24 protein-coding genes are annotated in these 24,836 nt (G+C 70.4%); 14 read left to right on the forward strand and 10 right to left on the reverse strand.

What is annotated here, in order from left to right:
- Positions 1-143 precede the first annotated feature (143 nt).
- Positions 144-1,052 (forward strand): hypothetical protein, encoded by a 909-nt coding sequence (locus ACQUS7_RS12175; protein WP_435147344.1) that lies wholly within the window; start codon positions 144-146, stop codon positions 1,050-1,052.
- 10 nt (positions 1,053-1,062) lie between these two features.
- Here ACQUS7_RS12175 and ACQUS7_RS12180 read toward each other — a convergent pair whose 3' ends face one another.
- Entirely contained in the window at positions 1,063-1,251 is a 189-nt protein-coding gene (locus tag ACQUS7_RS12180) for a hypothetical protein (RefSeq protein ID WP_435125088.1), read from the reverse strand.
- 92 nt (positions 1,252-1,343) lie between these two features.
- Here ACQUS7_RS12180 and ACQUS7_RS12185 point away from each other — a divergent pair, with 92 nt between their 5' ends.
- The gene (locus ACQUS7_RS12185; RefSeq protein ID WP_435147346.1) at positions 1,344-2,645 is read left to right on the forward strand and encodes an HAD family hydrolase; all 1,302 of its coding nucleotides are present in this window, start codon (positions 1,344-1,346) and stop codon (positions 2,643-2,645) included.
- 80 nt (positions 2,646-2,725) lie between these two features.
- Positions 2,726-3,964 carry a mandelate racemase/muconate lactonizing enzyme family protein gene (locus ACQUS7_RS12190; RefSeq protein ID WP_435125083.1) on the forward strand — a complete coding sequence of 413 codons (1,239 nt, stop codon included), beginning with the start codon at positions 2,726-2,728 and terminating at the stop codon, positions 3,962-3,964.
- Positions 3,965-4,012: 48 nt separating this feature from the next.
- On the opposite strand, the gene ACQUS7_RS12195 is transcribed toward ACQUS7_RS12190, so the two are convergent.
- Positions 4,013-4,222 carry a hypothetical protein gene (locus ACQUS7_RS12195; protein WP_435147348.1) on the reverse strand — a complete coding sequence of 70 codons (210 nt, stop codon included), beginning with the start codon at positions 4,220-4,222 and terminating at the stop codon, positions 4,013-4,015.
- Positions 4,223-4,359: 137 nt separating this feature from the next.
- Here ACQUS7_RS12195 and ACQUS7_RS12200 point away from each other — a divergent pair, with 137 nt between their 5' ends.
- A complete protein-coding gene (locus ACQUS7_RS12200) occupies positions 4,360-5,136 on the forward strand; it encodes a hypothetical protein (protein ID WP_435147349.1) in 777 nt (258 codons plus the stop codon).
- Positions 5,137-5,226: 90 nt separating this feature from the next.
- Here the strand turns inward: ACQUS7_RS12200 and ACQUS7_RS12205 are convergent, their stop codons facing one another.
- Positions 5,227-6,486 (reverse strand): Glu/Leu/Phe/Val family dehydrogenase, encoded by a 1,260-nt coding sequence (locus ACQUS7_RS12205; RefSeq protein ID WP_435125076.1) that lies wholly within the window; start codon positions 6,484-6,486, stop codon positions 5,227-5,229.
- 222 nt (positions 6,487-6,708) lie between these two features.
- Positions 6,709-7,566 (reverse strand): HpcH/HpaI aldolase/citrate lyase family protein, encoded by an 858-nt coding sequence (locus ACQUS7_RS12210; RefSeq protein ID WP_435147350.1) that lies wholly within the window; start codon positions 7,564-7,566, stop codon positions 6,709-6,711.
- A 63-nt stretch (positions 7,567-7,629) separates the two neighbouring features.
- Between ACQUS7_RS12210 and ACQUS7_RS12215 the strand changes: the two genes are divergently transcribed.
- Genes ACQUS7_RS12215 through ACQUS7_RS12225 form a run of 3 tightly spaced genes read left to right on the forward strand, consistent with a single transcriptional unit; the run spans position 7,630 to position 9,593 of the window.
- On the forward strand, positions 7,630-8,208 hold the full coding sequence (locus ACQUS7_RS12215; RefSeq protein ID WP_435147352.1) for a MaoC family dehydratase: 579 nt from the start codon (positions 7,630-7,632) through the stop codon (positions 8,206-8,208).
- Positions 8,209-8,268: 60 nt separating this feature from the next.
- Positions 8,269-9,036, forward strand: coding sequence for a PH domain-containing protein (locus ACQUS7_RS12220; protein ID WP_435147354.1), 768 nt, complete (start codon positions 8,269-8,271; stop codon positions 9,034-9,036).
- On the forward strand, positions 9,033-9,593 hold the full coding sequence (locus ACQUS7_RS12225) for a PH domain-containing protein (RefSeq protein WP_435147356.1): 561 nt from the start codon (positions 9,033-9,035) through the stop codon (positions 9,591-9,593). The genes ACQUS7_RS12220 and ACQUS7_RS12225 overlap by 4 nt, the downstream gene beginning before the upstream one ends.
- Positions 9,594-9,605: 12 nt before the next feature.
- On the opposite strand, the gene ACQUS7_RS12230 is transcribed toward ACQUS7_RS12225, so the two are convergent.
- Both ACQUS7_RS12230 and ACQUS7_RS12235 read right to left on the reverse strand, forming a co-directional pair.
- Positions 9,606-10,226 (reverse strand): hypothetical protein, encoded by a 621-nt coding sequence (locus ACQUS7_RS12230; protein WP_435147358.1) that lies wholly within the window; start codon positions 10,224-10,226, stop codon positions 9,606-9,608.
- Between the two features lie 169 nt (positions 10,227-10,395).
- A complete protein-coding gene (locus tag ACQUS7_RS12235) occupies positions 10,396-12,198 on the reverse strand; it encodes an acyl-CoA carboxylase subunit beta (RefSeq protein WP_435147360.1) in 1,803 nt (600 codons plus the stop codon).
- Positions 12,199-12,343: 145 nt separating this feature from the next.
- On the opposite strand from ACQUS7_RS12235, the gene ACQUS7_RS12240 reads away from it, so the two are divergent.
- A complete protein-coding gene (locus ACQUS7_RS12240; RefSeq protein WP_435147362.1) occupies positions 12,344-14,275 on the forward strand; it encodes a S9 family peptidase in 1,932 nt (643 codons plus the stop codon).
- A 49-nt stretch (positions 14,276-14,324) separates the two neighbouring features.
- Here ACQUS7_RS12240 and ACQUS7_RS12245 read toward each other — a convergent pair whose 3' ends face one another.
- The 4 genes from ACQUS7_RS12245 to ACQUS7_RS12260 form a co-directional block, all read right to left on the reverse strand.
- Entirely contained in the window at positions 14,325-14,552 is a 228-nt protein-coding gene (locus ACQUS7_RS12245; protein ID WP_435125053.1) for a hypothetical protein, read from the reverse strand.
- Positions 14,553-14,611: 59 nt separating this feature from the next.
- Complete coding sequence (locus ACQUS7_RS12250) at positions 14,612-15,466, reverse strand: class 1 fructose-bisphosphatase (RefSeq protein WP_435147364.1); 855 nt, start codon at positions 15,464-15,466, stop codon at positions 14,612-14,614.
- Complete coding sequence (locus tag ACQUS7_RS12255) at positions 15,459-16,274, reverse strand: class I fructose-bisphosphate aldolase (protein WP_435147366.1); 816 nt, start codon at positions 16,272-16,274, stop codon at positions 15,459-15,461. The genes ACQUS7_RS12250 and ACQUS7_RS12255 overlap by 8 nt, the downstream gene beginning before the upstream one ends.
- 195 nt (positions 16,275-16,469) lie before the next feature.
- Positions 16,470-17,093 (reverse strand): DUF7409 domain-containing protein, encoded by a 624-nt coding sequence (locus ACQUS7_RS12260; RefSeq protein ID WP_435147368.1) that lies wholly within the window; start codon positions 17,091-17,093, stop codon positions 16,470-16,472.
- Positions 17,094-17,308: 215 nt separating this feature from the next.
- On the opposite strand from ACQUS7_RS12260, the gene ACQUS7_RS12265 reads away from it, so the two are divergent.
- The 6 genes from ACQUS7_RS12265 to ACQUS7_RS12290 all read left to right on the forward strand — a co-directional run bounded on the left by ACQUS7_RS12265 (position 17,309) and on the right by ACQUS7_RS12290 (position 24,823).
- Positions 17,309-18,166, forward strand: coding sequence for a 3-hydroxyacyl-CoA dehydrogenase family protein (locus ACQUS7_RS12265; protein WP_435125043.1), 858 nt, complete (start codon positions 17,309-17,311; stop codon positions 18,164-18,166).
- 53 nt (positions 18,167-18,219) lie between these two features.
- Positions 18,220-19,218, forward strand: a complete 999-nt coding sequence (mvaD, locus tag ACQUS7_RS12270) for a phosphomevalonate decarboxylase MvaD (RefSeq protein WP_435147370.1) — start codon at positions 18,220-18,222, stop codon at positions 19,216-19,218.
- Positions 19,219-19,381: 163 nt separating this feature from the next.
- The gene (locus ACQUS7_RS12275) at positions 19,382-20,533 is read left to right on the forward strand and encodes an NAD(P)/FAD-dependent oxidoreductase (protein WP_435147372.1); all 1,152 of its coding nucleotides are present in this window, start codon (positions 19,382-19,384) and stop codon (positions 20,531-20,533) included.
- A 183-nt stretch (positions 20,534-20,716) separates the two neighbouring features.
- The gene (locus tag ACQUS7_RS12280; RefSeq protein ID WP_435147374.1) at positions 20,717-21,541 is read left to right on the forward strand and encodes an SAM-dependent methyltransferase; all 825 of its coding nucleotides are present in this window, start codon (positions 20,717-20,719) and stop codon (positions 21,539-21,541) included.
- A gap of 202 nt (positions 21,542-21,743) precedes the next feature.
- Positions 21,744-21,893, forward strand: a complete 150-nt coding sequence (locus tag ACQUS7_RS12285; RefSeq protein ID WP_435125035.1) for a rubrerythrin-like domain-containing protein — start codon at positions 21,744-21,746, stop codon at positions 21,891-21,893.
- Between the two features lie 92 nt (positions 21,894-21,985).
- Positions 21,986-24,823: a DEAD/DEAH box helicase gene (locus tag ACQUS7_RS12290; RefSeq protein WP_435147377.1), complete on the forward strand. Its 2,838-nt coding sequence runs from the start codon at positions 21,986-21,988 to the stop codon at positions 24,821-24,823.
- Positions 24,824-24,836 lie beyond the last annotated feature (13 nt).

Consider the following 24,836-nt stretch of genomic DNA (forward strand, 5'->3'; position numbering starts at 1 on the left):
AGTCGACGTGGAGGACTGACGCCGCGCCTGCCGCCGAGCGCCGGACACCGAACGCCGGCCGCCGAATCCCGGCCGCCGCACGGCCCGCCGCCGCATCGCCCGTTCCGAACGACTTACCCCTGTTTCTCGCCTAGCGGCGCGTAATGACCGAGTACGGCGTGGTGACGCGGAACGCCGAGGAGGTGGGGTGGCCGGAGTTCGACCGCGGCTTCTACGAGGTGAAAGACGTGACCGGGCGGTCCGCAGAGCCGCTGGAGGACGCCGTCAGCATGGTGTCGTGTTTCGGCGACAACGCGGCCGCGGAGTCGAACCCGGAGCTGGTGCCGGTGAACGCCGACGGCGAGCCGGCGACCCGCGACCGGCAGTACTTCGACTGGGCGTACATCTGCCCGACCCACGAGGAGTACCGGCGCGGCCTCCTCGAAATCGTGGAGGACTGCGTCGACGTGAACCCCGACCTGCGGCTCGACGACGTCGGCTTCCCGCGGCAGGGGTACTGCCGCTGTGACCGCTGTGAGGCGCTGTACGCCGACAGCGACGCCGACGACTGGGAGACGTGGCGCGCGGACGTCATCACCGAGTTCGTCGCGGACGCCGCCGACCGCGTCCCGGGCCGCACCTACCTGACGATGTACCCGGACCCGTACCCGGGCCACCTGCTCGAGCGGGCCGGCCTCGACCTGGAGCGGCTCGCGCCGCACGTCGACGAGTTCGTGGTGCCGCTGTACGACACGAACTACGGGACGACGTACTGGCTCGAAACCATCGCGAAAGGGTTCGAGAGCCGGCTCGCCGGCCTCGACGCCGACTTCTCCGTCGAGCTGTACGCGGTCGACGTCGACGTCGACGCGCTCGTGAAAGCCGCCGAAGTCGCCGGCGCGTACGCCGGCGACGTGCTGTTCGGCTACGACGCCAGCCAGTCGGCCGCGGCGCTCCGCCGGATGCGCGCCGACGCCCAGGAGGGCGTGACGTGGGGCGACAGCGACGACGACGCAGGCGACGGCGACGACGACGCAGGCGACGGCGACGCGGTGGACGACCGGATGGAGTAGTCGGCGGCGGCTACGCCAGCGGTCCGTAGGCGAGCGCCCACACCACCGCGAGTCCGAGCAGCGCGACGAGGACGGCGACCGCGGTGAGCAGGAGCAGCAGCCGGCTGGTGGCGCCGCGGCCGGAGCGGTCGGCTGCGCCGTCGTCCGAGCCGTCTGCCGCTCCGTCGTCCGTCCGGTCGTCCGAGCCCGTATCCGTCATCAGCGGCCGTTCGGACCGGGCCCGGAAAGCTCCGGCGGGCAGGCGTTGCGGCCGCGGGGTGGTTTTATTCTCCGGGCTGCCGAACGACGCCTGTGGAACTGTACGACCGGCTGTACGAGCTGTACGCGGAGTACGACACGGAGACGCTCCGGGGGTACAGGGAGTTCGTCGACCTGTTCCCGCCGCTGGACTCCCGCGTCGCGCTCGACCGGTGGGACGAGGCGAACGCCGACCTCGCCGAGCGGCGCGCCGCGGTCGAGGCGGCGTTCGACGACGGGGAGACGCTCGCCGAGGTCGCCGCGGTCGCCGACCGCGACGCGGCGTTCACGGCGCTCGACCTCCGCGGGAAGTACGGCCGCGCGGTGAACGCGCTCGTGCTCGACGTCGACGAGACGCTGCGGAGCGCCGGCGACACGGACAACGAGATTCCGCGGTCCGTGCTGCACCTGCTCACCGAACTCGCCGAGCGCGGCGTCCCGCTCGTCATCTGCACCGGGCAGACCCTGGAGAACGTCAAGGGGTTCCTGGTGCAGGGGCTCGGGAACGAACTGGTGTACTCCGGCGCCGTCTCCGTCGTCTACGAGGCCGGCGCGGGCGTGTTCACGCCGGGGCGCGGCGAGGAGACGAAGCGGCTGCTGTACGACGACCTCGACGACGACGTCCGCGGCGTCGTCGACGACGTCCGCGACGGCGTGTTGCGCTCGGCGCCCGACGACGTCCGACGCGGCTGCCACCTCCAGGGGAACGAGTTCAACGTCACGCTGAAACCGAACTACGAGACCGGGAGCGACGCGGCCGACGAGGTCATCGACGACGCGATGGCGCACCTGCTCGAACTGGTCGGCGAGGCGGTCGCCGACCGCGTCGACGTCGACGACGGCCCGGCGGCGGCGCGGGCGTTCTTCGCGGACGCCGACCCCGAAATCGAGGCGTCGCTGCGCCGCGCCGGCGCCGACGTCCCGGCGGAGACGGAGCCGGAGGCGGTGGCGCTGTTCGAGCGGCTGAACGTCGCGCTGTACCGCGCCGACGCCGCGGAGCTCGCGGCGCGCGAACTGGACAAGGCCGCCGGGGTCCGGTCCGCGCTCGACACGCTCGACGTCGACGACCCGTTCGTCTGCGTGATGGGCGACAGCAAATCCGACCTGGAGGTGATGGAGTGGGTCGCGTCGGCCGACGCCGGCATCTCGGCGGCGCCGAGCCACTCCTCGGAGTCGGTGCTCGAACACGTCCGCGACACCGACGGCCTGGTGTTCTCGCCGGGCGACGCAGCCGAACTGCTCCGCACCGTCTACGCGCTGAACTGCCTCGTCGACCTCGGCGCCGACACCGGAGCGGCCGACGAGGCGCCGTCCGGCGAAGAGGTCGTCGGGTCGTCCGGCGACGACGCCGCGTAGCCGACCGGCCAAACCGTCCCGCTCCGGCGTCACCGACGCTGCCTCACAAGATTTACAACTTTGCGAGTGAACGCCTGCGTATGAGTCGGAACTACGAGTCGCTCCACGACCCGAACGCGGAGTACACGATGCGGGAGCTCTCCGCGGACACGATGGGCGTGCGGGCGAAACGCGGCGGCGGCCGCGACGTCGAAATCACGGACGTGCAGTGTACGATGGTCGACGGGAACTTCCCGTGGACGCTGGTCCGCGTGTACACCGACGCGGGCGTCGTCGGCACCGGCGAAGCCTACTGGGGCGCCGGCGTCCCGGAGCTCATCGAGCGCATGACGCCGTTCCTCGTCGGCGAGAACCCGCTCGACATCGACCGGCTGTACGAACACCTCATCCAGAAGATGTCCGGTGAAGGCTCCGTCGAAGGGGTCACCGTCACCGCCATCGCCGGCGTCGAAATTGCGCTGCACGACCTCGCCGGCAAGATTCTGGAGCTGCCCGCCTACCAGCTGCTCGGCGGGAAGTACCGCGACGCCGTCCGGGTGTACTGCGACTGCCACACCGAAGAGGAGGCGGACCCCGAGGCGTGCGCCGACGAGGCCGAACGGGTCGTCGAGGAACTCGGCTACGACGCGCTGAAGTTCGACCTCGACGTGCCCTCCGGCCACGAGAAGGACCGCGCGAACCGCCACCTCCGCCCAGGCGAGATTCGGCACAAGGCCGAAATCGTCGAGCAGGTCACCGAGCGCGTGAAGGACCGCGCCGACGTCGCCTTCGACTGCCACTGGACGTTCTCCGGCGGCTCCGCCAAGCGGCTCGCCGCGGAACTAGAAGAGTACGACGTGTGGTGGCTCGAAGACCCGGTTCCGCCGGAGAACCTCGAGGTGCAAGAGGAGGTCACGAAGTCGACGACGACGCCGATTACGGTCGGCGAGAACCGGTACCGCGTCACCGAGGAGCGCCGCCTCATCGAGAACCAGGCGGTCGACATCGTGGCGCCGGACCTGCCGAAGGTCGGCGGGATGCGCGAGACCCGGAAGATCGCCGACGTTGCCAACCAGTACTACGTCCCGGTCGCGATGCACAACGTCTCCAGCCCCGTCGCGACGATGGCGTCCGCCCACGTCGGCGCCGCCATCCCGAACAGCCTCGCCGTCGAGTACCACAGCTACGAACTCGGCTGGTGGGAGGACCTGGTCGAAGAGGACGTCATCGAGGACGGCTACATCCAGATTCCGGAGGAGCCCGGCCTCGGCCTGACGCTCGACATGGACGCCGTCGAAGCACACATGGTCGACGGCGAAACCCTGTTCGACGAGGCGTAGTTCGGCGGCTCACCGAACCACTTTTTCGGCGTCGACGAGGCGGAACGCTCACTCTCGGACGTCGACGGCGTCCCAGCGGTCGAGCGGTCCGCGGTAGGCGACGTGGTACGCGACCGCGGCGGCGACGCAGAGCGTGACGACGGCGTAGCCGAGTCCGTCGGCCCACGCGGGGAGCAGCACGCTGGCCCACGCGAACGGGACCCCGGCGAGCGCGAACGCGACGAGCGCAGCGAGCCACCGCTCCAGTTCCATTCGCACGGCCGGCGACACGGGCGCCGGCGGCTTGAAGCCGCGGCAGACACCCGTCGCGGCCGCGACACGTCGCGCCGGCCCGGGGCGTCGGGCGCGGCGTCGCCGCGACAAGACACTTACCGGCCGCGGCGCGGTCTCCGGACGTGCGTCTCCGCCGCGTCGCCGTCGCGCTCGCTGTCGTCGGCCTGCTGTTGGTGCCGGCGCCGCTGTACCTCTCCGCCGCCGGCACCGCCCTCAGCCCGCCGCCGAAGACGCCGAGCGTGTACGGCGCCGAGCCGGTAGACCTCGGCACCGCCGACGGCCGCGAAACCGTGTTGCGGTACCACAGCCACCGCGTCGTGCTCTCCGTCCACCAGGTGTCCCGGCGGTACTCCGCGGGCGAGTACCGCGCGCCGAACCGCACCCGGCGGACGCTCCACGCCGCCATCAGCGACGGGAACGCCGCCGCCGACGACCCGGCGGTGCGGGCCGACCTCCGCGCCGTCGCGCGGAACTACACCTTCCTAACCGGCGAGTACCACGGCGGGGAGACGTACGTCCGGTTCCGCGTCCGGGAGAACGGCAGCGTCGTCACCGCAGAGCGGGTCACGGCGGCGCGGGTGGCGAACGTGACCGCGCGGCGCCGCGCCGTCGACTACGGGTCGCTGTCGGCCGCCGAACAGCGGACCGTCGACCGAATCGTCGACAACAGCACGGACGACTGGGGGTACCGGCCCCGCGTCGACGCGGCGTTCGCCGACCGGCTGCCGGCGCTGGTCAGCGTCGACGGGACGCTGTACAGCCTCCACGCGGTCGCGCACGTCGACGACCTCGGCGCCGGCTTCACCGGCTTCGTCTACGGCGTGTACGCGGCCGGCGTCGGCGTCGTGCTGCTCGTCGCCGCCGGCGGACTCGCGCTCGTCGACCGGTACCGCGGCTGAACGGCGGTCGCCGGAGAAAACGAAGCGGCGGAACCCGAATCGGGTCGGTGACGACCGAACGCCGGTCGGGGTGGAGGGTCTGCCAGCCAGTCAGGGCCAGTTGCCGTTGTCGGTGAACGAGTCGACGACGCGCTGGACGGCGACGACGTAGGCGGCGGTGCGGAAGTTCGGGAGGTCGAGCGACTCGTACGCCTCCGTGAGGTCGTCGAACGCGGAGACGATGTGCCGCTCCAGCTCCTCGTTCACCTTCTGTTCGGTCCAGTAGAACCGCTGGCGGTTCTGCACCCACTCGAAGTACGAGACGGTGACGCCGCCGGCGTTCGCGAGGATGTCCGGGAACACGTAGACGTCCTTGTCGGTGAGGACGTCGTCGGCGTCCGGCGTCAGCGGGCCGTTCGCGGCCTCAACGACGACGTCGGCTTCGACGTCGTGTGCGAGGTCGCCGTCGATGGCGTTTTCGAGCGCGGCCGGGACGAGCAGGTCGACGTCGAGCGTCAGCAGGTCCTCGTTCGTGAACTCCTCGTCGGCGTCGGGGTAGCCGGTGACGGAGCCGGTGTCGATTTTGTGCTGTTTGACGGCGCGCGTGTCGAGGCCGCCTTCGCGGTAGACCGCGCCCGAGGAGTCGGAGACGGCGACGACGTTCGCGCCGAGGTCCTCGATGAGGAACGCGGCGACGTGGCCGGCGTTCCCGTACCCCTGGACGGCGACGGTGGCGCCCTCGATGTCGCGGTCGAGGTAGTCGAACGCCTCGCGGGCGGTGAACATCGTGGAGCGACCGGTGGCTTCGACGCGGCCCTCGGAGCCGCCGGCCTCCAGCGACTTCCCGGTGACCACGCCGGGTTCGGTGGTGTTCTCCAGCGTCTCGTAGGTGTCTTTGATCCAGTTCATCTCCCGCTGGCCCGTGTTGACGTCGGGCGCCGGGATGTCGCTGTCCTCGCCGATGAGCGGGCGGAGCTCCTCCGCGAACGACCGCGTGACGCGCTCCAGTTCCGCGGCGCTGTACTCGGAGGGGTCGATGACGATGCCGCCCTTCCCGCCGCCGTACGGGATGTCGACGACGGCGCACTTGTACACCATCCAGCCGGAGAGCGCTTTCACCTCGTCGCGGGTGACGCCGGGGTGGAAGCGGATGCCGCCCTTGTACGGTCCGCGGTCGCCGTTGAACTGCGACCGGAACGCCTTGAACCGGCCGATGGTGTCGTCGTCGAGGTCGACCGAGAGGTTCAGCTCCAGCACCCGCTCGGGGTGTTTGAGCCGCTCGATGATGTCGCCCTCGACGTCGAGATACGCCGCCGCGTCCTCGATCTGCTCTTGCAGACTCTCGAAGGGGTTCGCCTCTTGCTCAGCCATACGTACGCTGCCGAAGTGACCGCTTGTAAGCGTGTCGAGTTTATACCATGGGCCACACCTAATAGACACTTGTAGTCAGGCGCAGGCGACGCGAGTAAGGGTATGTGAACGAGGCGCATTTATGATGGGTGGCGAGCCGCCGATTCGGCCGCAGGCGGACCGGTTCCCGCCGCAGACGACGACTCAGTTCGGCCGCGGTCGACGTGGTTCCGCCGCCGCTGCTCAGACGTCGATGCCGGCGGCGCGGGCGCGCTCGCGGATGCGCTCGGCCTGCGCGAGCAGCGGCGCGTCGATCATCTCGCCGTCCACCTCGAAGACGCCGCGCTCGGCCGCGTCGGCGGCCTCGCGGGCGTCGAGGACGGCGCGGGCCCACTCGACGTCGTCGTCGTCCGGCGTGAACGCGTCGTTGATGACGGGGACCTGCGCCGGGTGAATCGCCAGTTTCCCGTCGTAGCCGAGCCCCGCCGCGAACCGCGTCTCCGAGGCGAGCCCGTCGGTGTCCGCGAAGTCGGTGTAGACGGTGTCGACGGCGTCGACGCCGGCGGCGGCCGCGGTCGCCACGACCGACTCGCGGGCGTACAGCACCTCGGTTCCGTCGTCGGTCCGGGTCGCGCCGACGTCCGCCGCGTAGTCCTCGGCGCCGAACACGAGCGCGTCGGTCGGCTCGGCGTCCGCGATTTCCTCGGCGTTCAGGACGCCGCGCGCCGTCTCCACGAGCGCGAGCACGGGGACGACGCAGTCGCGCTCGCGGAGCTGGTCGCGGAGCTGTCGGACCGCCGCCGCCGACTCCGCTTTCGGGAGCGCCACGGCGTCGAACCCGGGCGCGCCGTCGACGTCGTCGGCGATGGCCTCCAGGTCGCGGTACGTCTCCGTCCCGGAGACGCGGACGCACACCTCGGCGTCGGGGTCGAACTCGGGGTCGTCGAGCACGCCGCGGACCGCCTCGCGCGCCGCGGCCTTCCGCGACGGCGCCACGGCGTCCTCCAGGTCGAAGACGACGGTGTCGGCGCCGGCGCCGTCCGCCTTCCGCATCATGTCGGGCTGGTCGCCCGGCGAGAACAGGACGCTGCGTCTGACCATGGTCGCCGTTCGGCGCGGCGGCGTTTCAATCCCACCGGCTCACCGCGGCCGCGACGACCCCCGATGCCCGGTCCGGCGGAGGCCCGCACAGTCCGCTCGGCGGAAGCCCGTACAGTCCGCTCGGCGGAGTCCCGCACGGTTTTGGTTCGCCGGGTCGACGTCGGCTCCATGGCCGGCAAATACTACGAGGAGTTCACGGTCGGCGAGACCATCCGGCACGACAAGCGCCGCACCGTCAGCGAACGCGACAACCAGGCGTTCTGCGACATGACGATGAACCAGCAGCCGCTGCATCTCGACGCGGACTTCGCCGCCGACACGCAGTTCGGCGACCGGGTCGTCAACGGCCTCTACACGATGGCGCTCGCCACCGGGCTCTCGGTCCCGGACACGACCGACGGCACCATCGTCGCGAACCTCGGCTACGACGACGTCGAACACCCGAATCCGGTGTTCCACGGCGACACCGTCTACGCGCAGTCCACGGTCACCGACAAGCGCGAGACCAGCGACGGCGAACGCGGCGTCGTCACGATGCACGTCGAAGCGTTCACCGTCGCCGGCGACGACGAGGAAGCCGACACGCTGGTCTGCGAGTTCGACCGGACCGTCCTGAGCCTGAAACGCGAACACACCGAGTGAGGCGGCTGCGCCCGCGGCCCACAGGGACTATTTTAAGTCATCGGCTGCGTGACACCCGGTATGGTTCCGCCCTCCGACGCCGCAGGCGCCGCCGACTCCGGCGGGGAGTCGCTGCCCGACGAGTTCGACTGGCTGACGCTCGACCCCGACGAGGCGGTCGTCTGGACCGGGACGCCGCACCCGTCGAGTCTGGTGCCGGCGCTCGTCGTCGGCGTCCCGCTGTCGCTGATTCTCGTCGGCCTGTTCGTCATCGCGTCGGCGTACCTGCGCCGCGAGAACACGGAGTACGTCATCACGACCGACGCGCTGTACAAGAAGCGCGGCGTGTTCTCCCGCGACGTGAAGCGCGTCGGCTTCGAGAAGGTGCAAGACACCTCCTACACGCAGGACTTCTTCGGGACGCAGTTCGGCTACGGCACCGTCGAGATTTCGACCGCGGGCGGCAGCGGCGTCGAACTCAGCTTCGACAACGTCGCCGACCCGAAAGCGGTCCAAGAGCGCGTCAACGAACGCATCCGGGCGACCGGCGGCGATGCCGACCGCGGCGGCAAAGCCGACGTCCTCGACGACATCCTCGGCGAACTGCGCGCGATTCGCAGCGCCGTCGAAGCCCGCGACTCGGGCGAGACTGACGCCGGTGACGGCGCCGGCGCCGCCGCGGAGCCGACCGACGCAACGACGGCGGACGCGGCGCAGACCGACGCAACGACGGCGGACGCGGCGCAGACCGACGCAACGACGACGGACGCGGCGCAGACCGACGCAACGACGACGGACGCGGCGCAGACCGACGCAACGACGACGGACGCGACGGCGGACGAAGAATGAGCGACGACGCCGCGGTTCCCGACGCCGTGTCGCTGGCGGACGACGAGTCGGTGCTGTGGACCGGGCGGCCGCGGCTCTCCGCCGCGATTCCGGCGGGCGTCGTCGGCGCGCTCTTCGTCGCCGGCGGCGTCGCGGCGGCGGTCGCTGGTCAGCCGGACGCGGCGTTCATCGTCGGCGGCCTGCTGCTCGCGCTGGTCGGCGTCGCGGTCCCGGCGGGGGCGCTGCTGTCGCTCGCCAACACCCGGTACGTGGTCACCGACCGCGCGGCGTACGTGAAAACCGGGGTCGTCGGCCGGTCGGTGGCCCGGGCCCGACTCGCGACCGTGCAGAACAGCGCGTACAGCCAGTCGCTCACCGGGTCGCTGTTCGGCTACGGGACCGTCGACCTCCAGACCGCCGGCGGGTCGTTCGCGTTCCGCCGCGTCGACGACCCGCGGGACGTCCGGACCCGCATCGACCGCCGCATCGGCGGCGACGACGACCTCCCCGGGACGGCGTCGCAGTGGCGCGCCGTGCTGGAGGAAACCGCGGCGCTGCGGCGCGCGCTGGAGCAGTGACGAACGGACGGCTCAGTCGAACGTCAGAGCGAGCGTGACGTTTCCGGTAAATCCTGGGAGCGTGGTCCCGATTCCGCCGCTGACCTGCCAGTTGTCCAGCGTCGTGTGCGCGAAGAGCGTGTTCCACAGCGATCCGACCGCGCGCTTCACTTTGTCTTTGATGCGGTCGACCGTCGACTTCGCCGCCGTCGCGAGTCGCTCCGGAAGCGAATCGACCACCGTCTGCTCGAACCGGTCGACGTCGAGCTGGAGCAGCCTGATGCCGTCGAAGAGCGCGGAGCCGGCGTCGGCTGCGGCGGCGTCGCCAGCCGCTGAAATCGCGTCGACGCCAGTCGCCAGCAACTGAAGCGTCTCGAAGAGCTCGTTCGCGGCGGTCCGGACCGACTCGACGTCGAACTCGGTCGACGGTGTCGCCTCTGCCCCAACCCGAATCGCGAACTCCGCGGAGAGTTCGGGAGGCCGCTCCCCGCCGAGTTCCGGCCCCCATTCGGGTCGCTGAACCGGAGTCACGACATCCCCGACCGCATCCGCGACGTCCTGTAATGCGTCCCCGGTGCTTGCGGTCGCACGATTCTGGTAGGTGTTCTGTATCGACTCGGCCCACTCGTCGGCGCGGCTCGGTTCCTCCGGCATCGTACACAGATTTGTTCAGTGAAACAAAACGATACCGCCGGGAACGACGCGTAGGGTCCGGGAGAGAGGGGGTATCGGGATGCGTTGATGAGCCGGAAGTATTCACCGCACAAAGCACCGAGAAACACGGCAGAAAGAACGGGTCATTCCCACGAAGTCCCGGCTTCCACTACAGAACCGTGCCGTGTTTCTTGTCGGGGACGTCCTTCTCGATGTCGGCGTAGAAGTCGAACCGGGCGACCAGTTCGTCGCGGAGCGACGACGGCGGCACGATTTCGTCGATGACGACCTCGCTCGCCATCCGGTGGACGTCGATGTCGCGGCGGTACTCCTCGCGGAGTTCCGCCTCCTTCGCGGCGCGCTCCTCCTCGTCGTCGATGTCGTTCAGCTTGTTCGCGTAGACGGCGTTGATGGCGGCCTCCGGCCCCATGATTCCGATTTCGCCGGACGGCAGCCCGATGACGGATTCGGGCTCGTAGGCCGGGCCGCCCATCGCGTAGATGCCGGCGCCGTACGCCTTCCGGACGACGACGGTCTGTTTCGGCACCGTCGCGGACGACGTCGCGTAGATGAACTTCTTCCCCTTCTCGAGGATGGCGTCCTTCTCCACCTGCGACCCCGCCATGAATCCGGGCGTGTCACACAGGTACAGCAGCGGGATTTCGTAGGCGTCGCAGGTCCAGATGAACTCGGCGGCCTTCTCGGCGGCGTCCGGGAAGATGGCGCCCGAGCGCTCGGTCGGCTGGTTCGCGACGACGCCGACCGGCCGGCCGTCGATGCGGGCGAACGCCGTCACGATTTCGGGGCCGTACGCCGATTTCAGTTCGAACACCGACTCGGCGTCGGCGACGCGCTCGATGAGGTCGTGGACGTCGTACGGCCGGTTCGGCGCCTCCGGAATCAGTTCGTCGATGCCGTCGGGGCTGTACGTCGGCGGCTTCGGGTCGCTCTTCGGCGGCTTCTCGCCGGCCTTGTCGGGCAGGTACGTGACGAGCTCCGCGACGAGGTCGCGGGCGTGCTGTTCGTCCTCGGCGACGAGGTCGGCGCTGCCGCTGTACTTCGCGTGGACGTCCGGGCCGCCGAGCTCCTGCATGTCGATCTCCTCGCCGGTCACCATCTTCACCATCCGCGGCGACGCGATGGCCATCGCTGACATCCCCTCGACCATCACGGTGAAGTCCGCGAACACCGGCGTGTAGGCGGCGCCGGCGATGCAGGGGCCGTACAGCACGCAGATCTGCGGGACGCGGCCCGACAGCATCGAGTGGTTGTAGTAGTACTTCCCGATGCCTTCGCGGTTCGCGAAGAACCCGGTCTGCTGGTCGATGCGGCCGCCCGAGGAGTCCATCAGGTACAGCACCGGCTTCCCGTTCTTCAGCGCGCGCTGTTGCATCCGCAGGAACTTCTCGACGCCGCGGCCCGCCATCGACCCGGCTTTCACCGTGAAGTCGTTCGCCATGAAGTGGAGGTCGCGGCCTTCGAACTCCGCCGCGCCGGTGATGAGGCCGTCCGCGGGCACCCGGTCGGATTCGTCGTACTCGTCGACGTCCGGGCTGTTCGGGTGCCACGAGTCGAAGTTCGCGAACTTCCCGTCCTCGAATTTCACGCCGGCGGCGGCGCCCTCGCGGTCGGCGTCGCCGGGGCCGCCGTCGCCGTCCTCGCCGAACCACAGGTCGAGGCGGTCGCGGACGAACAGCTTCCCCTGGTCGGGGAGCCGCTGTCTGTACTTCTCCGGGCCGCCCTCCAGGATGTCCCGGATTTCCTCCCGGAGCGACGCTTCGCGGTCGGTCGGCCCGAGGTCGTCGTCGAGCGGGTACTCCGGCTCCGGCGGCGACGCCGACGCGGCGGGGTCGCCGTCGCCGGCTTCCGCTCCGGCGTACACCTCGATGTCGACTCCGAAGTGTTCGGCGAGCGCCTCCGCGATGGCGCCCGCCTCCTCCGCCGTGGCGTCGGCGCCCACGTGGACCTTCATAATCGTTGCTGCGCAAGAATTGCGGAAAGGTGTTTCCATGCCGAGTCGGCCCCGGGCCCGAGCCGCGGCCCCGCCGGACAGTTCAGATCGCTATCAGAAAATCCGTTCTGAGTACACATAAGTTTCCGCGGCGGAACCGTCCGGTGTGACCGACACCGCAGACGACACCCTCCGAGCCCTCGCAGAGCTGCCGACGATGGCCCACCCCGCGCCGACTCCGGACGGCGACGAGGTCGCGCTGTACTACGACATCGACGGCCGCAACCAGCTGTACCTGCTCGACCCCGACACCGGTGCGCTGGAGCAGTGGTCCGACGGCCAGGTACCCAAGGACGCACGCCACGGCTTCTCGTGGGACGCCGACGGCGACCGCGTCTTCTTCCACCGCGACGAGGCCGGCAACGAGCAGAACGACCTGTACGTCATCGACCGCGACGGCGACGCCGAACCGGTCGTCGAGATGGACGGGCAGGTCACGCTCCAGTCGGTCGGCGACGACGGCGAGACGCTGCTGGTCGGCTCGAACGCCGACGGCCAGATGAACGTCTACCGCCACGACCTCCCGTCGGGCGAGACGACGAAGCTGACCGACTCCGACCGCGCCGTCTGGACCGCGGAGCTGTCGCCCGACTGCACCCGGTTCGCGTTCATGACGAACGCCGCGGACGACTACGACAACGCGGACGTGTTCGTCGCCAGCGTGGCGCGGAGCGCCACGGAGAGCGGGCCGGCGGCCGGCGACGACGTCGAGGGAGAGAATCCGCGGAACCTCGAAATCGGCGAGACCGGCGCGGAGGCGGCGCCGGCCGACTGGCACCCCGACGGCGACGCGCTGCTCGTCTCCGACAACACCCCAGACAAGGGCCGCTGCGGCGTCTACGACTTCGACGCCGACGAGGTGACGTGGTTCGGCCGCGGCGAGTTCGAGGAGACGCCCGCGTTCTTCCTCCCCGGCGGCGACCGATTCCTCGCGACGCGCTCGCGCGACGCCGAGGCCGTCCCCGTCGTCTACGACGTCGACTCCGGCGAGGGGCGCGAACTCGACCTGCCCGGCGGCGTCGCGTCGCTGGCCGACGACACGCCGCTGGCGGACGGCCGCGTCCTGATTCAGCACACGACGCCGACGCGACGGCCCGAACTGCTCGCGTACGACCTCGACGCCGACGAGTACGAGACGGTGCTGGACGCCGAGTACGGCCCGTTCTCGCCCGACGACTTCGCCGACGCGGAGTACTTCACCGTCGAGTCGGACGGCGTGCCGGAGACGCCGCAGCGCGCCGTGGACCACGACCCGTACGACGAACTGGAAATCGGCGCCATCTTCTACGACTCCGGCGAGCGGCCGTCGCCGCTGGTCGTCAACCCTCACGGCGGCCCGCGTCACCGCGACACGCTGTCGTTCGGCTACCGGACGCAGTTCCTGCTGTCGCGCGGCTTCTCCGTGCTGCAGGTGAACTACCGCGGCTCCACCGGCCGCGGCCGCGAGTTCGTCGAGGAGCTGTACGACGACTGGGGCGGCGCCGAGCAGGGCGACGTCGCCGCCGCGGCCGAGCACGTCCTCGCCGAGTACGACTGGCTCGACGACGACGCAGTCGTGGTCTACGGCGGCTCCTACGGCGGCTACTCCGCCTACTGGCAGCTCGTGCAGTTCCCGGACCTGTACGACGCCGGCGTCGCGTGGGTCGGCGTCTCGGACCTGTTCGACATGGCCGAAAACACCATGCCGCACTTCCGCTCGGAACTGATGGTGAAGTACCTCGGCGAACCCGACGAGAACGAGGCGCTGTACGAGGAGCGGTCGCCGGTGACGCACGTCGACAACCTCGCGGCACCGCTCCTCGTCGTCCACGGCGTCAACGACCGCCGGGTGCCGGTCTCGCAGGCGCGCATCTTCCGAGACGCCCTCGACGACGCGGGCTACGAGGCGGGCGACGACTACGAGTACGAGGAACTCGGCGAGGAGGGGCACGGCTCCTCCGACATCGACGACAAGCTCAGGAGCCTCGAACTGCTCGACGACTTCTTCGAGCGACGCGTCGGCACCGTCGACGCCGACGTGGCCGCCGGAGACGACTGAAACCGCGGGTCCGCGTCGCTCGCGGCGACGCCTCGCCGCTTCGGCCTGGCTAGTCGAACATCTTGTCGTCGAACTCCGGGATGTCGAAGCCGCCGTCGCCGCCCCAGCCGTCCATGATTCGGCTCTGGTACAGCATCATCGCCACCTTCGGCACCGCCTGCGGCGGCACCGGGGACGCGTCGTCGAACGCCTCCTCACACCACTGGTTGTACTCGTCGACGATGTCCATGCCGTCCTTGAAACAGCGCAGCATCAGCGCCTTGTAGCGGTCTCTCATTACCCGGTGTCGCGGCTCGGGAACGGTGGGTCTGTCGATTCCGGCCGAACAGTCCGGCGTCAGTCCAGCCGTGACTCCAGCCGGTCGACGAGGTCGGCGTTCCCGAGGTGGACCGGGACGCGCTGGTGGAGGTCGTCGGCGTCGACGTCGAGCAGCGACCGCGTGCCGTCCGACGACCGGCCGCCGGCGGCCTCGACGATGTAGCCCATCGGGGCGCCTTCGAACAGCAGTCGGAGCTTTCCGTTGGGGGCCGATCGGAGCGCCGGGTAGGCGAACACGCCGCCGTACGTCAACACCTGCGCGACGTCCGCGACCATGGCGCCGCCGTACCGGAGTTTCAGTTCGGATTCGACGGCGTCGGCGTACGCGGCGAAGTCGCCCGGCCACTCCGGGACGCGGCCGCCGAAGCCGTACACGGTCGGGTCGTCCGGGATGGTCAGCGCGCCGAGCGAGTCGCGGACGCCGTCGTCGACGAGGTACTCCGTCGCCTCGCCGTCGACGGCGGCGCCCATCGTCGTCACCGGGCCGAACAGGACGTACGCGGCGCCGACGAGGTCGCGGCCGGACGCCGGGAGGGCGGCGTCGTAGACGCCGACGACGGTCCCCATCGGGTTGTTCGACTTCAGGTTCGACGAGCCGTCGAGCGGGTCGCAGGTCACCGAGACGCCGTCGCCGGCGTCGACGACGGACTCGCGCTCCTCGCTGGCGTACGCGCCGACGCCGTCGACGGCGGTGAGTCGCCGCTCCAGCAGGTCGTCGGCGAAGTCGTCGGCCGCGAGAACCGTCTCGCCGGACGGGTTCGTGTCGTCGATGTGGCGGCGCCGCCCCGGGAGCCCGTCGCGGATTTCGGGGGCGGCGGCGGCGACGGCGTCGAGGACGTCGCCGACGACGTCGACGGGCGCCCGCTCAGTCATCCGCGACGGCGCGCTGGGAGGTGTGTGCGACGGCTTCCTCCGCGGTTTCGCCGTCGAAGATGACCGCCTCCAGCGCGTCGAGGATGCCGACCGGGTCGTCGCGCTGGAACACGTTCCGGCCGACCGCGAGCCCGTCGGCGCCGTTCCGAACCGCGGTTTCGACGGTTTCGAGGAACGACCGGTCGTCGGTCTTCGACCCGCCGGACATCACGACCCTGGTCGGGCCCGCCATGTCCGCGGCGTGCTGCATCGCGTCGCCGGAGCCGGGGTACTTCACCTTCGCGACGTCGGCGCCGAGTTCGAGGCCGAGCCGCGCCGCGTACGCGATGGTGTCGGCGCTGGTGTCGTTTTTCAGCCCCTGTCCGCGCGGGTACGACCACATCACGACGCCCATATCGTTGTCGCGGGCGGCCTCCTGGGCGTCGCGGAACTCCTCGGCCATCTCGATTTCGTTGTTCGAGCCGCCGTACATCGTGAAGCCGACGGCGTCGGCGCCGAGTTCGGCGGCGTGGTCGACGGACCAGTTGACCGCGGAGTCCGGTTCGCCCATCCAGAGGTTCGAGGTGCCGTTCAGCTTCGCGAGCAGCGTCACGTCGTCCTCGTAGGCGGGGTAGTACGCCTCGGCGACGCCTTTCTGCACCGCGAGTGCGGTGACGGCGTCGTGCGTCGCGAGGTCGAACACCGCTTCGGGGTCGGCGGTCGCCGGGTTCGGTTCGAAGTCGACCGGGCCGTGTTCGAGGCCGTGGTCGTACGCGAGGATGAGCGCCTTGCCGTCCCGCGTGATGGCGTCGGCCGCGTCGGGGAGCATCGTGTTCGCCGCTCGGCGCCCGCCTCACATAAATTGTGTGGTGGATGCCGACACGAAATTAACTCAAAACCGAATAGTCACTCACAGCGGCGCCGACGACGACGGATTCGAGAACGAGCGGACAGTTCAGAATCAAGAGAGTTCCCGACGAATCCGGGACCCAGACGGGCCGTACGTCGCCGGCGCGGTCGCGTCTCAGCCGAGGTAGTCGTCGGCCTCGTCGCGGAGAGCGGCCACGCGGTCGTGGTCGCGGTCGAGCGCGTCCGCGACCTCGTCGGGGTCGGCCGTGGACAGCGACCGGACGGACGTGATGCCGGCCTCGGCGAGGTCGTCGCGGGTGTCCTCGTCGACGCCGTCGAGCGCCGTCACCGGCGTCGGCCGGGAGCGCTGCTGCCACGCCGACTCCGCGGCGACCGGGTCGCCGGACCCGTCGGCTTCGGGAGTGACCTCCCCGTCGGTCGATGCAGCGACCCAGGCGGCCTCGCCGTCGTCGTCGCTCTCGGCCGCGGTGTCTTCCCAGTCGCCCGAGGAGGCGGCGACCCAGGCGCGCTCGTCGTCGCCCAAGCCGCGGACCTGCGACGACCGCCGCTTCAGGTCCTCGCTGTCCTCGGACTCGAACGACCACGACAGCGAGTGCTCCCGGCGGATGCGTGCGGCGACCCCGGGGTTGACGCCGGCGTCGAGCAGCATCCTGAACGAGACGGTCTTGGCGTCGACATCGGCGGCGGTGAACGAGGCGTCCTCGATGATGGCCGCCGTCGCGGGGCCGACGTGTTTGAGGTCAGTGGGTGATGGCTCCTCCTCGGACACGGGGTGCACCTCTCGCCGAACGATTGGCGTACGCCTCCTTAACGTTTCTGTGCCCGCTATCAGCGCCGAATAATTCGTCTGACAGTCCGCGCCCGCTGGGTATTCTCGCGCCGAACGAGGAAATTTTCGGTGAGAGAAGTAACAGACTAAACAGTATAGAGGCGGGTCGGCCGCGCTGACGGCGTCCCGCTACGCTTACGGTTCACGCGGCGGCATCGGCGGGTATGCGTGGACTTTCAGCCATCGAGACGGTCGGCGTCGTCGGCGCGGGCACCATGGGGAACGGCATCGCGCAGGTCGCCGCGGCCGCGGGCTACGACGTGGTGATGCGCGACATCGAACAGGAGTACGTCGACAGCGGCTTCGACGCCATCGAGTCGTCGCTGTCGCGGCTCGACGAGAAGGGCGAACTCGACGACGACCCGGCGGCCGTCCGCGACCGCATCACGGGGACGACCGCCCTCGCTGACCTCGCGGACGCGGACCTCGTCGTCGAGGCCGCGGTCGAGGACATGGACGTGAAACGCGACGTCTTCGCCGACCTGGCGGACGTGACCGACGACGACGTCGTGCTGGCGACGAACACGTCGACGCTGTCCATCACGACCATCGCGGCCGCGACGGACCGCGCGCCGCTCGTGGTCGGCCTCCACTTCATGAACCCGGTGCCGGTGATGAAAGGCGTCGAGGTCGTCGTCGGGGAGAAGACCGACGGCGACGTCGCCGACTTCGCCCACGGCTTCGCCGAGGCGCTCGGCAAGGAGACGTGGGAGAGCGACGACAAACCCGGGTTCGTCACGAACCGCGTCCTGATGCCGTGGATAAACGAAGGCATCCGGGCGTTCGACGAGGGCGTCGCCTCGAAGACCGACCTCGACAGGGGGCTGAAGCTCGGGACGAACGTCCCGATGGGGCCGCTCGAACTCGCTGACCACATCGGCCTCGACGTCTGTCTCGACGCCTCCGAGACGCTCCACGAGGAGCTCGGCGACCGGTACAAGCCGGCGTACCTGCTCAAGCGGAAGGTCGACGCCGGCGACCTCGGGAAGAAGACCGGGCAGGGCTTTTACAGCTACGAGTAGCGGCGACGGCGGCATCCGGAACGACTAACCACCGCCCCGCCCGTTCGGCGGGTATGAAGGCGACCGCGAAAGCGCACCCGATTCAGGGCCTCGTGAAGTACCACGGGATGCGCGACCCGGACCTGCGGCTCCCGTATCACGACTCGATCAGCCTCTGTACGGCGCCGTCGAAGACGACGACGACCGTGGAGTGGCAGCCGGACGGCGGCGCCGACGACGACGTGTACCGCATCGGCGGCGAGGACGTCTCCGGCCGCGGCGCCGAACGCGTCCGGCACGTCGTCGACCACGTCCGCGACGTCGCCGACATCGACCACGCGGTGCGCGTCGAGTCCGAGAACTCGTTCCCGTCGAACGTCGGCTTCGGGTCGTCCTCGTCGGGGTTCGCCGCGCTCGCGACCGCGCTCGTCGAAGCCGCGGGGCTCGACATGACGCGGCCCGAAATCTCGACGGTCGCGCGCCGCGGCTCGTCGTCGGCGGCGCGCGCCGTCACCGGTGCGTACTCGTATCTGTACGCCGGGATGAACGACGAGGACTGCCGGTCGGAGCGGCTCGACGTCGGCGTCGGCGACGACGGCTTCGACCCGGAGGAGGACCTCCGCGTCGTCACGGCGCTGGTGCCGTCGTACAAGGAGACCGAGCAGGCGCACAAGGAAGCCGAGGCGAGCCACATGTTCCAGGCGCGGCTGGCGCACGTCCACGAGCAGCTCCAGACGATGCGCGACGAGCTCCGCGCCGGCGACTTCGACGGCGTGTTCGGGCTCGCCGAGCAGGACTCGCTGTCGCTGACGGCGACGACGATGACCGGGCCGGCAGGCTGGGTGTACTGGCAGCCCGAAACCATCGCCGTGTTCAACGCGGTCCGCGAACTCCGCGAGGAGGGCGTCCCGGTGTACTTCTCGACCGACACGGGCGCCTCGGTCTACGTCAACACGCCCGCCGCGCACGCCGACGACGTGGAGGAGCGCATCTCAGCGGTCGGCGTCGACACCGACATCTGGGAGGTCGGCGGGCCGGCGCAGGTGCTCGGCGAGTCGGAGTCGCTGTTCTAGGGCTGACAGGCGGCGCGTCCGTCCCTCGCGGCGCGTCGCCGCGCACCCGCAGACGCCGCGAGGCCGGCGTCACAGCATAGCGGCGTTGGCCGCGGCTTCCGGTTTGAACGTTCGCGTGCACGTCGCCGACACGCCTTTTCCGCTCCTCGCCGAACCCCGTTTCATGGACGTCGTCGTTCTCGGCGCGGGCTACGCCGGGCTGACGCTGACTCGCCTGCTCGAATCACGGCTGCCGGCCGCGGCCGACATCACGCTCGTGAACGACGGCGCCGACCACGTCCTCGTCCACGAACTCCACCGCGTCATCAGGCGGCCCGGCGCAGCCGACGTCATCAGCGTCCCTATCGCGGACGTGCTGAGCCGCGCGTCGTTCGTCAACGACCGCGTCGTCGACGTCGACCCCGAAGCCGGAGAAGCGGCGCTGGCCGGCGGCGACACGGCTTCGTGGGACGTCGGGGCGCTGTGTCTGGGCTCCGAGACGGCGTTTTACGGCATCGACGGCCTCCGCGAGCACGCGACGCCGCTGAAGTCGCTGGCGGACGCCGCCTCGATCCGGGAGGGCGTCGGCGTGCTGTGCGAGACGGGCGGCCGGGTCGTGGTGGGCGGCGCCGGCCTCTCGGGGATTCAGGCCGCCGGCGAGATTGCGGCGCTCGTCCGCGAAGAGGGCGTCGACGCCGCCGACCGGCCGGAGGTCGTTCTCGTCGAACAGCGCGAGGAGGTCGCGCCGTCGTTCCCGGCGCGGTTCAGCGACGCCGTCCGCGAGGAACTCACAGACCGCGGCGTCGACGTGGAGACCGGCACGACAATCGAGCGGGCGCGGGCGGACGCGCTCGAAACCGACGCCGGCACGCTCCGCTACGACGAACTGGTGTGGACCGGCGGCATCGAGGGCGACGCCGCGGTCGACCGGGAGCGGCCGACGGTCCGCGGCGACCTCCGGCTCACCGAGTCGACGCTGGCGCTCGGCGACGCCGCGACGGTCGTCGACGCGGACGGCGAGCGCGTCCCGGCGAGCGCCGCCGCGGCGACGCGGGAAGCGAAGACGGCGGCGGAGAACGTCGGGCGACTCGTCGAGCACGCGCTCGGAGCGGACGGCGGCGACGCGGACGGGTTCGCCCCGCGGCTTGACCAGTTCCGGTTCGACGTCCCGGGCTGGCTGGTGAGCGTCGGTGACGGCTCCGTCGCGCAGGTCGGCCCGTCGGTCCTGCGCGGCAGACCCGCCGCGGTGGCGAAGGCGGCGACCGGAGCGGCGTACCTCGCCTCCGTCGGCGCGGCCGACAACGCCGTCGACCTGGTCGAAACCGAGTTGCTGTAGCGTCGCCGCCACCGGACCGACGTCCGTGCCACGTGTGCGCACGGCTCGTGGCCACCACGGCTTTTGCCGACGCGGGCGGAGCAGGCCGCATGAACCGGACGCGAACCGCGGCGACGACCGGGTCCGTCGACGGAGGCGGCGCGGAGTCGACGACGCCGGTCGGTCCTCGGTGGAGGAGAGCCTGTGACCGCAGACCGTGACCGACGCGTCGAACGCGAAAACGCCGCGGCGGCCCGGCCGGACGGCACGAGCGGCGACCTGACGGTCGTCGACATCGGCCCGGGAAGCCACGCCGACATGACGGTCCGAGCGCAGGAGGCGCTGCTGGACGCCGACGTCATCGTCGGCGACCGCGGGCGGCTCGACGACGTCCCGGTTGAAATCCGGGACCGCGTCGACGAGGAGTACGCGACCGACTCCGACAGCCCCGCCGAGGCGGCTCGGGCGGCGGTCGACCGGGCGGCCGCAGGGCGCCGCGTCGCGCTGATTCCGGCGCAGGGAAGCGCGGTCAACGCGGCGGTCGCTCGCGTGTTCGACGCCGTGGGCGGTGACGGCGGCCGAAGCGAGGAGGACGAACCGCCGACCGTCGAGGTGGTGCCCGGCGTTTCGGCGGCGGACTCCGCGGCCGCGCGATTCGGCGCTCCGCTCGGCGACGCCGTCGCGACCGTCGCGCTCTCCGGCCGCCAGTCCTCACCCGAAGCGGTCGAGACGCGCCTCCGCGCCGTCACGGACGCCGGGTTCGGCGTCGTGCTCACCGAGCCGCGGTGGCCGGCGCGGCGACCGGTGTTCGAGCGGGCGTGCGCCGTTCTGGAGGCGAACCGCGACGGCGACGCCCCGGTCGGACTGGCCCAGCCGACGGACCGGGGGTGGCGCCGGACCGTCGCGCGTCTCGACGAACTCCGCGCCTACGGGGAGACCGAACTGGTCGACGCGTCGACGACGATTCTCGTCACGCCCCCCGGCGCAGAAACGCGAAACGGCTGGCTGGTCACTCAAACCGACAGTTAGCCAACAACGAACTCCGGCCGACGCGGGAGCGACTCCGTCGACGCGAGCCCGAAGAACGACGCGACCCCCAGACTGAAATTTACGGTATGCCAATCTTCTCCGATAGAACAGCACTTCCTAAATATAACTAGTATAAGGATACCGTGATTGTAGAAGTATTGTCGGAGAAGAGTTTATCATCAGGATAGTGCTAACCCCCAACATGCCAACTGTGAACATCGATCCGTACTCGGCCTCGGAGGGGCTGTTCGAGTGTGTGTCGTGCGGCGCCCGACACGCGGCGAGCAGCAACCCCGGCGCGTGTCGCGACTGCGGCGGCCCCGTGCAGAACATCGCCGTCAGTCGAGAGTAACACGCTCCGCCGAGAGTACGCGCTCCGGGGCGACGACCGCGTGAATCGGCGGGAGCGCGGGCCTTATGGCCGTCGCGTCGCTAGCACGGGTAATGAGTGAATCGGCGACGCCGGACGGGATGGACGCGTTCGCGTCGCTCGGCGGCGCGGTCCGGTCGGCGCTCTCCGAACGCGGCTTCACGACGCCCACGGAGCCGCAGCGCCGCGCCATCCCGCCGCTGGCCGCCGGCGAGAACGCCCTCGTCATCGCCCCGACCGGAACCGGGAAGACGGAGACGGCGATGCTGCCGGTGCTGGACGCGCTCGCCGACGACCCGCCCGACGGTATCGGCGCGCTGTACGTGACGCCGCTGCGGGCGCTGAACCGCGACATGCGCGAGCGGCTCGACTGGTGGGGCGACACCCTCGACCTCGACGTGCAGGTCCGTCACGGCGACACCACGGACTACCAGCGCAGCAAGCAGGCAGACGACCCGCCCGACGTGCTGGTGACGACGCCCGAGACGCTGCAGGCGATGCTGACCGGCGAGAAACTGCGCGCGGCGCTGGCGGACGTCAGGCACGTCGTCGTCGACGAGGTCCACGAACTCGCCGCGTCGAAGCGCGGCGCGCAGTTGACAATCGCGATGGAGCGGCTCCGGCGGCTCGCCGGCGGCTACCAGCGCATCGGCCTGTCGGCGACCGTCGGCGACCCCGACGAGGTCGGGAAGTTCCTCACCGGCGACCGGCGCTGTGAAATCGTCGAGGTGGACGCCGGCAGCGACGTCGAGTTCGACGTCGTCTCGCCCGACGTCACCGACGAGGACGACCGGCTCGCCGGCGAACTCGCGACCGACCCCGAAATCGCGGGCCACGTCAGAGTCATCCGCGACATCGTCCGCGAGCACGAGTCCACGCTGGTGTTCGTGAACACGCGGCAGACCGCGGAGGCGCTCGGGTCGCGGTTCAAGGCGCTCGACGAACCGGTCGGCGTCCACCACGGGTCGCTGTCGAAGGAGGCCCGCATCGAGGTCGAGGAGGCGTTCAAAGCCGGCGACGTCGACGGCCTCATCTGTACCTCGTCGATGGAGCTCGGCATCGACGTCGGCCGCGTCGACCACGTCGTCCAGTACAACTCGCCGCGCGAGGTCGCACGCCTCCTCCAGCGCGTGGGGCGCGCCGGGCACCGACGCGGCCGCACCTCCCACGGCACCATCGTCACCAGCAACCCGGACGACACGCTGGAGGCGCTCGCCATCGCGCGCCGCGCCGCCGCTGGCGACGTCGAGGAGTCCGGCATCCACCACGGCAGCCTCGACGTCGTCGCGAACCAGGTCGTCGGACTGCTGATGGACGACGGCGAAGTCGGCGCCCGCGAGGCGTACGAACTCGTGACGGACGCCTACCCGTTCGCCGACCTGACCGAACCGGCGTTCCGCGACGTCGTCCGCGAACTCGCCGGGAACCGGCTGCTGTGGCTCGACGAGGAGCGCGACGTCATCGAGTCCTCCGGCGGGACGTGGCGCTACTTCTACCGGAACCTCTCGATGATTCCGGACGAGGAGACGTACGACGTCTACGACATCTCCTCGCGGCGGCAGATCGGGACGCTCGACGAGCGGTTCGTCGTGAACTTCGCGGCGCCCGGCGAAGTGTTCATCCAGCGCGGCGAGATGTGGCGCATCAACGACATCGACGACGACGAGAGCGAGGTGAACGTCGCGCCCATCGCCGACCCGGCCGGCGAGGTGCCGTCGTGGACCGGCCAGGAGATTCCGGTGCCGCGCGACGTCGCCGCCGAGGTCGGAGAGATGCGTCGCGTCGCCGAACCGCAGTTCGCCGGCGGCGGCGACGAGCAGTCGGTGGCCCGCGAGTTCGCGGGCCGGTACCCGGCTGACGAACGGACCGCCGCAGCGGGCCTCGAACAGGTGTCCCGGCAGGTGGAGGCGGACGCGCCGATGCCGACGGACCGCCGCATCGTCGTCGAAGGGCAGGGACGCACCGTCGCCGTGAACGCCGCGTACGGCCACAAGGTGAACCGGACGCTCGGCCGCCTGCTGTCCGCGCTCATCGGCCAGCGAACCGGGTCGTCGGTCGGGATGGAGGCGGACCCGTACCGCGTCGAACTGGAGGTGCCGGGGTCAGTCGACCCGGGCACCGTCATCGAGGTGCTCGAGGAGACGGATCCGGCGCACGTCGAGGCGCTGCTCGAACTCGCGCTGAAGCGGTCGGACACGCTGAAGTTCACGCTGACGCACGTCGCCGCGAAGTTCGGCGCGCTGAAGCGCTACCAGGGCAACAAGCGGTTCGGCGGGGACCGGCTGCTGGCGGCGCTTGAGGACACGCCGGTGTTCGACGAGGCGGTCCGCGAGGTGTTCCACACCGAACTCGCCGTCGAGGAGACGGCGGCGCTGCTCGCGGACGTCCAGTCCGGCGACGTCGACGTCGTCGCGGCCCGCGAACGCACCCCGATCGGCACCGGCGGGAACTCCTCCGGCAGGGAGTTCCTCGTCCCGGAGAACGCCGACGCGTCGGTCATCGAGACCATCCGCGACCGCATCATGGACGACCGGGTGATTCTGCTGTGCATGCACTGCCGCGACTGGCGGCACACCACGAAGGTCCGGCGGGTCCGCGACCAGCCCGAGTGCCCCGAGTGTGAGTCCACCCGAATCGCGGCGCTGAATCCGTGGGACGACGACGCCGTGAAGGCGGTTCGCGCCGAGGAGAAAGACGACGAGCAGCGGAAACTCACCGAGAAGGCGTTCCGCGCGTCGAACCTCGTGCAGGCGCACGGCAAGCAGGCCGTCATCGCGCTCGCGGCCCGCGGCGTCGGCCCGCACAACGCCGCCCGCATCATCGGGAAACTCCGCGAGGACGAGGACGACTTCTACCGCGACATTCTCCAGCAGGAGCGCCAGTACGCCCGGACGCAGAGCTTCTGGGACTGACGAACCGGGTCAG

It is taken from the genome of Halobaculum sp. P14, from assembly GCF_051195155.1.
In the GTDB taxonomy this organism is placed as follows: Archaea; Halobacteriota; Halobacteria; order Halobacteriales; family Haloferacaceae; genus JBNTKA01.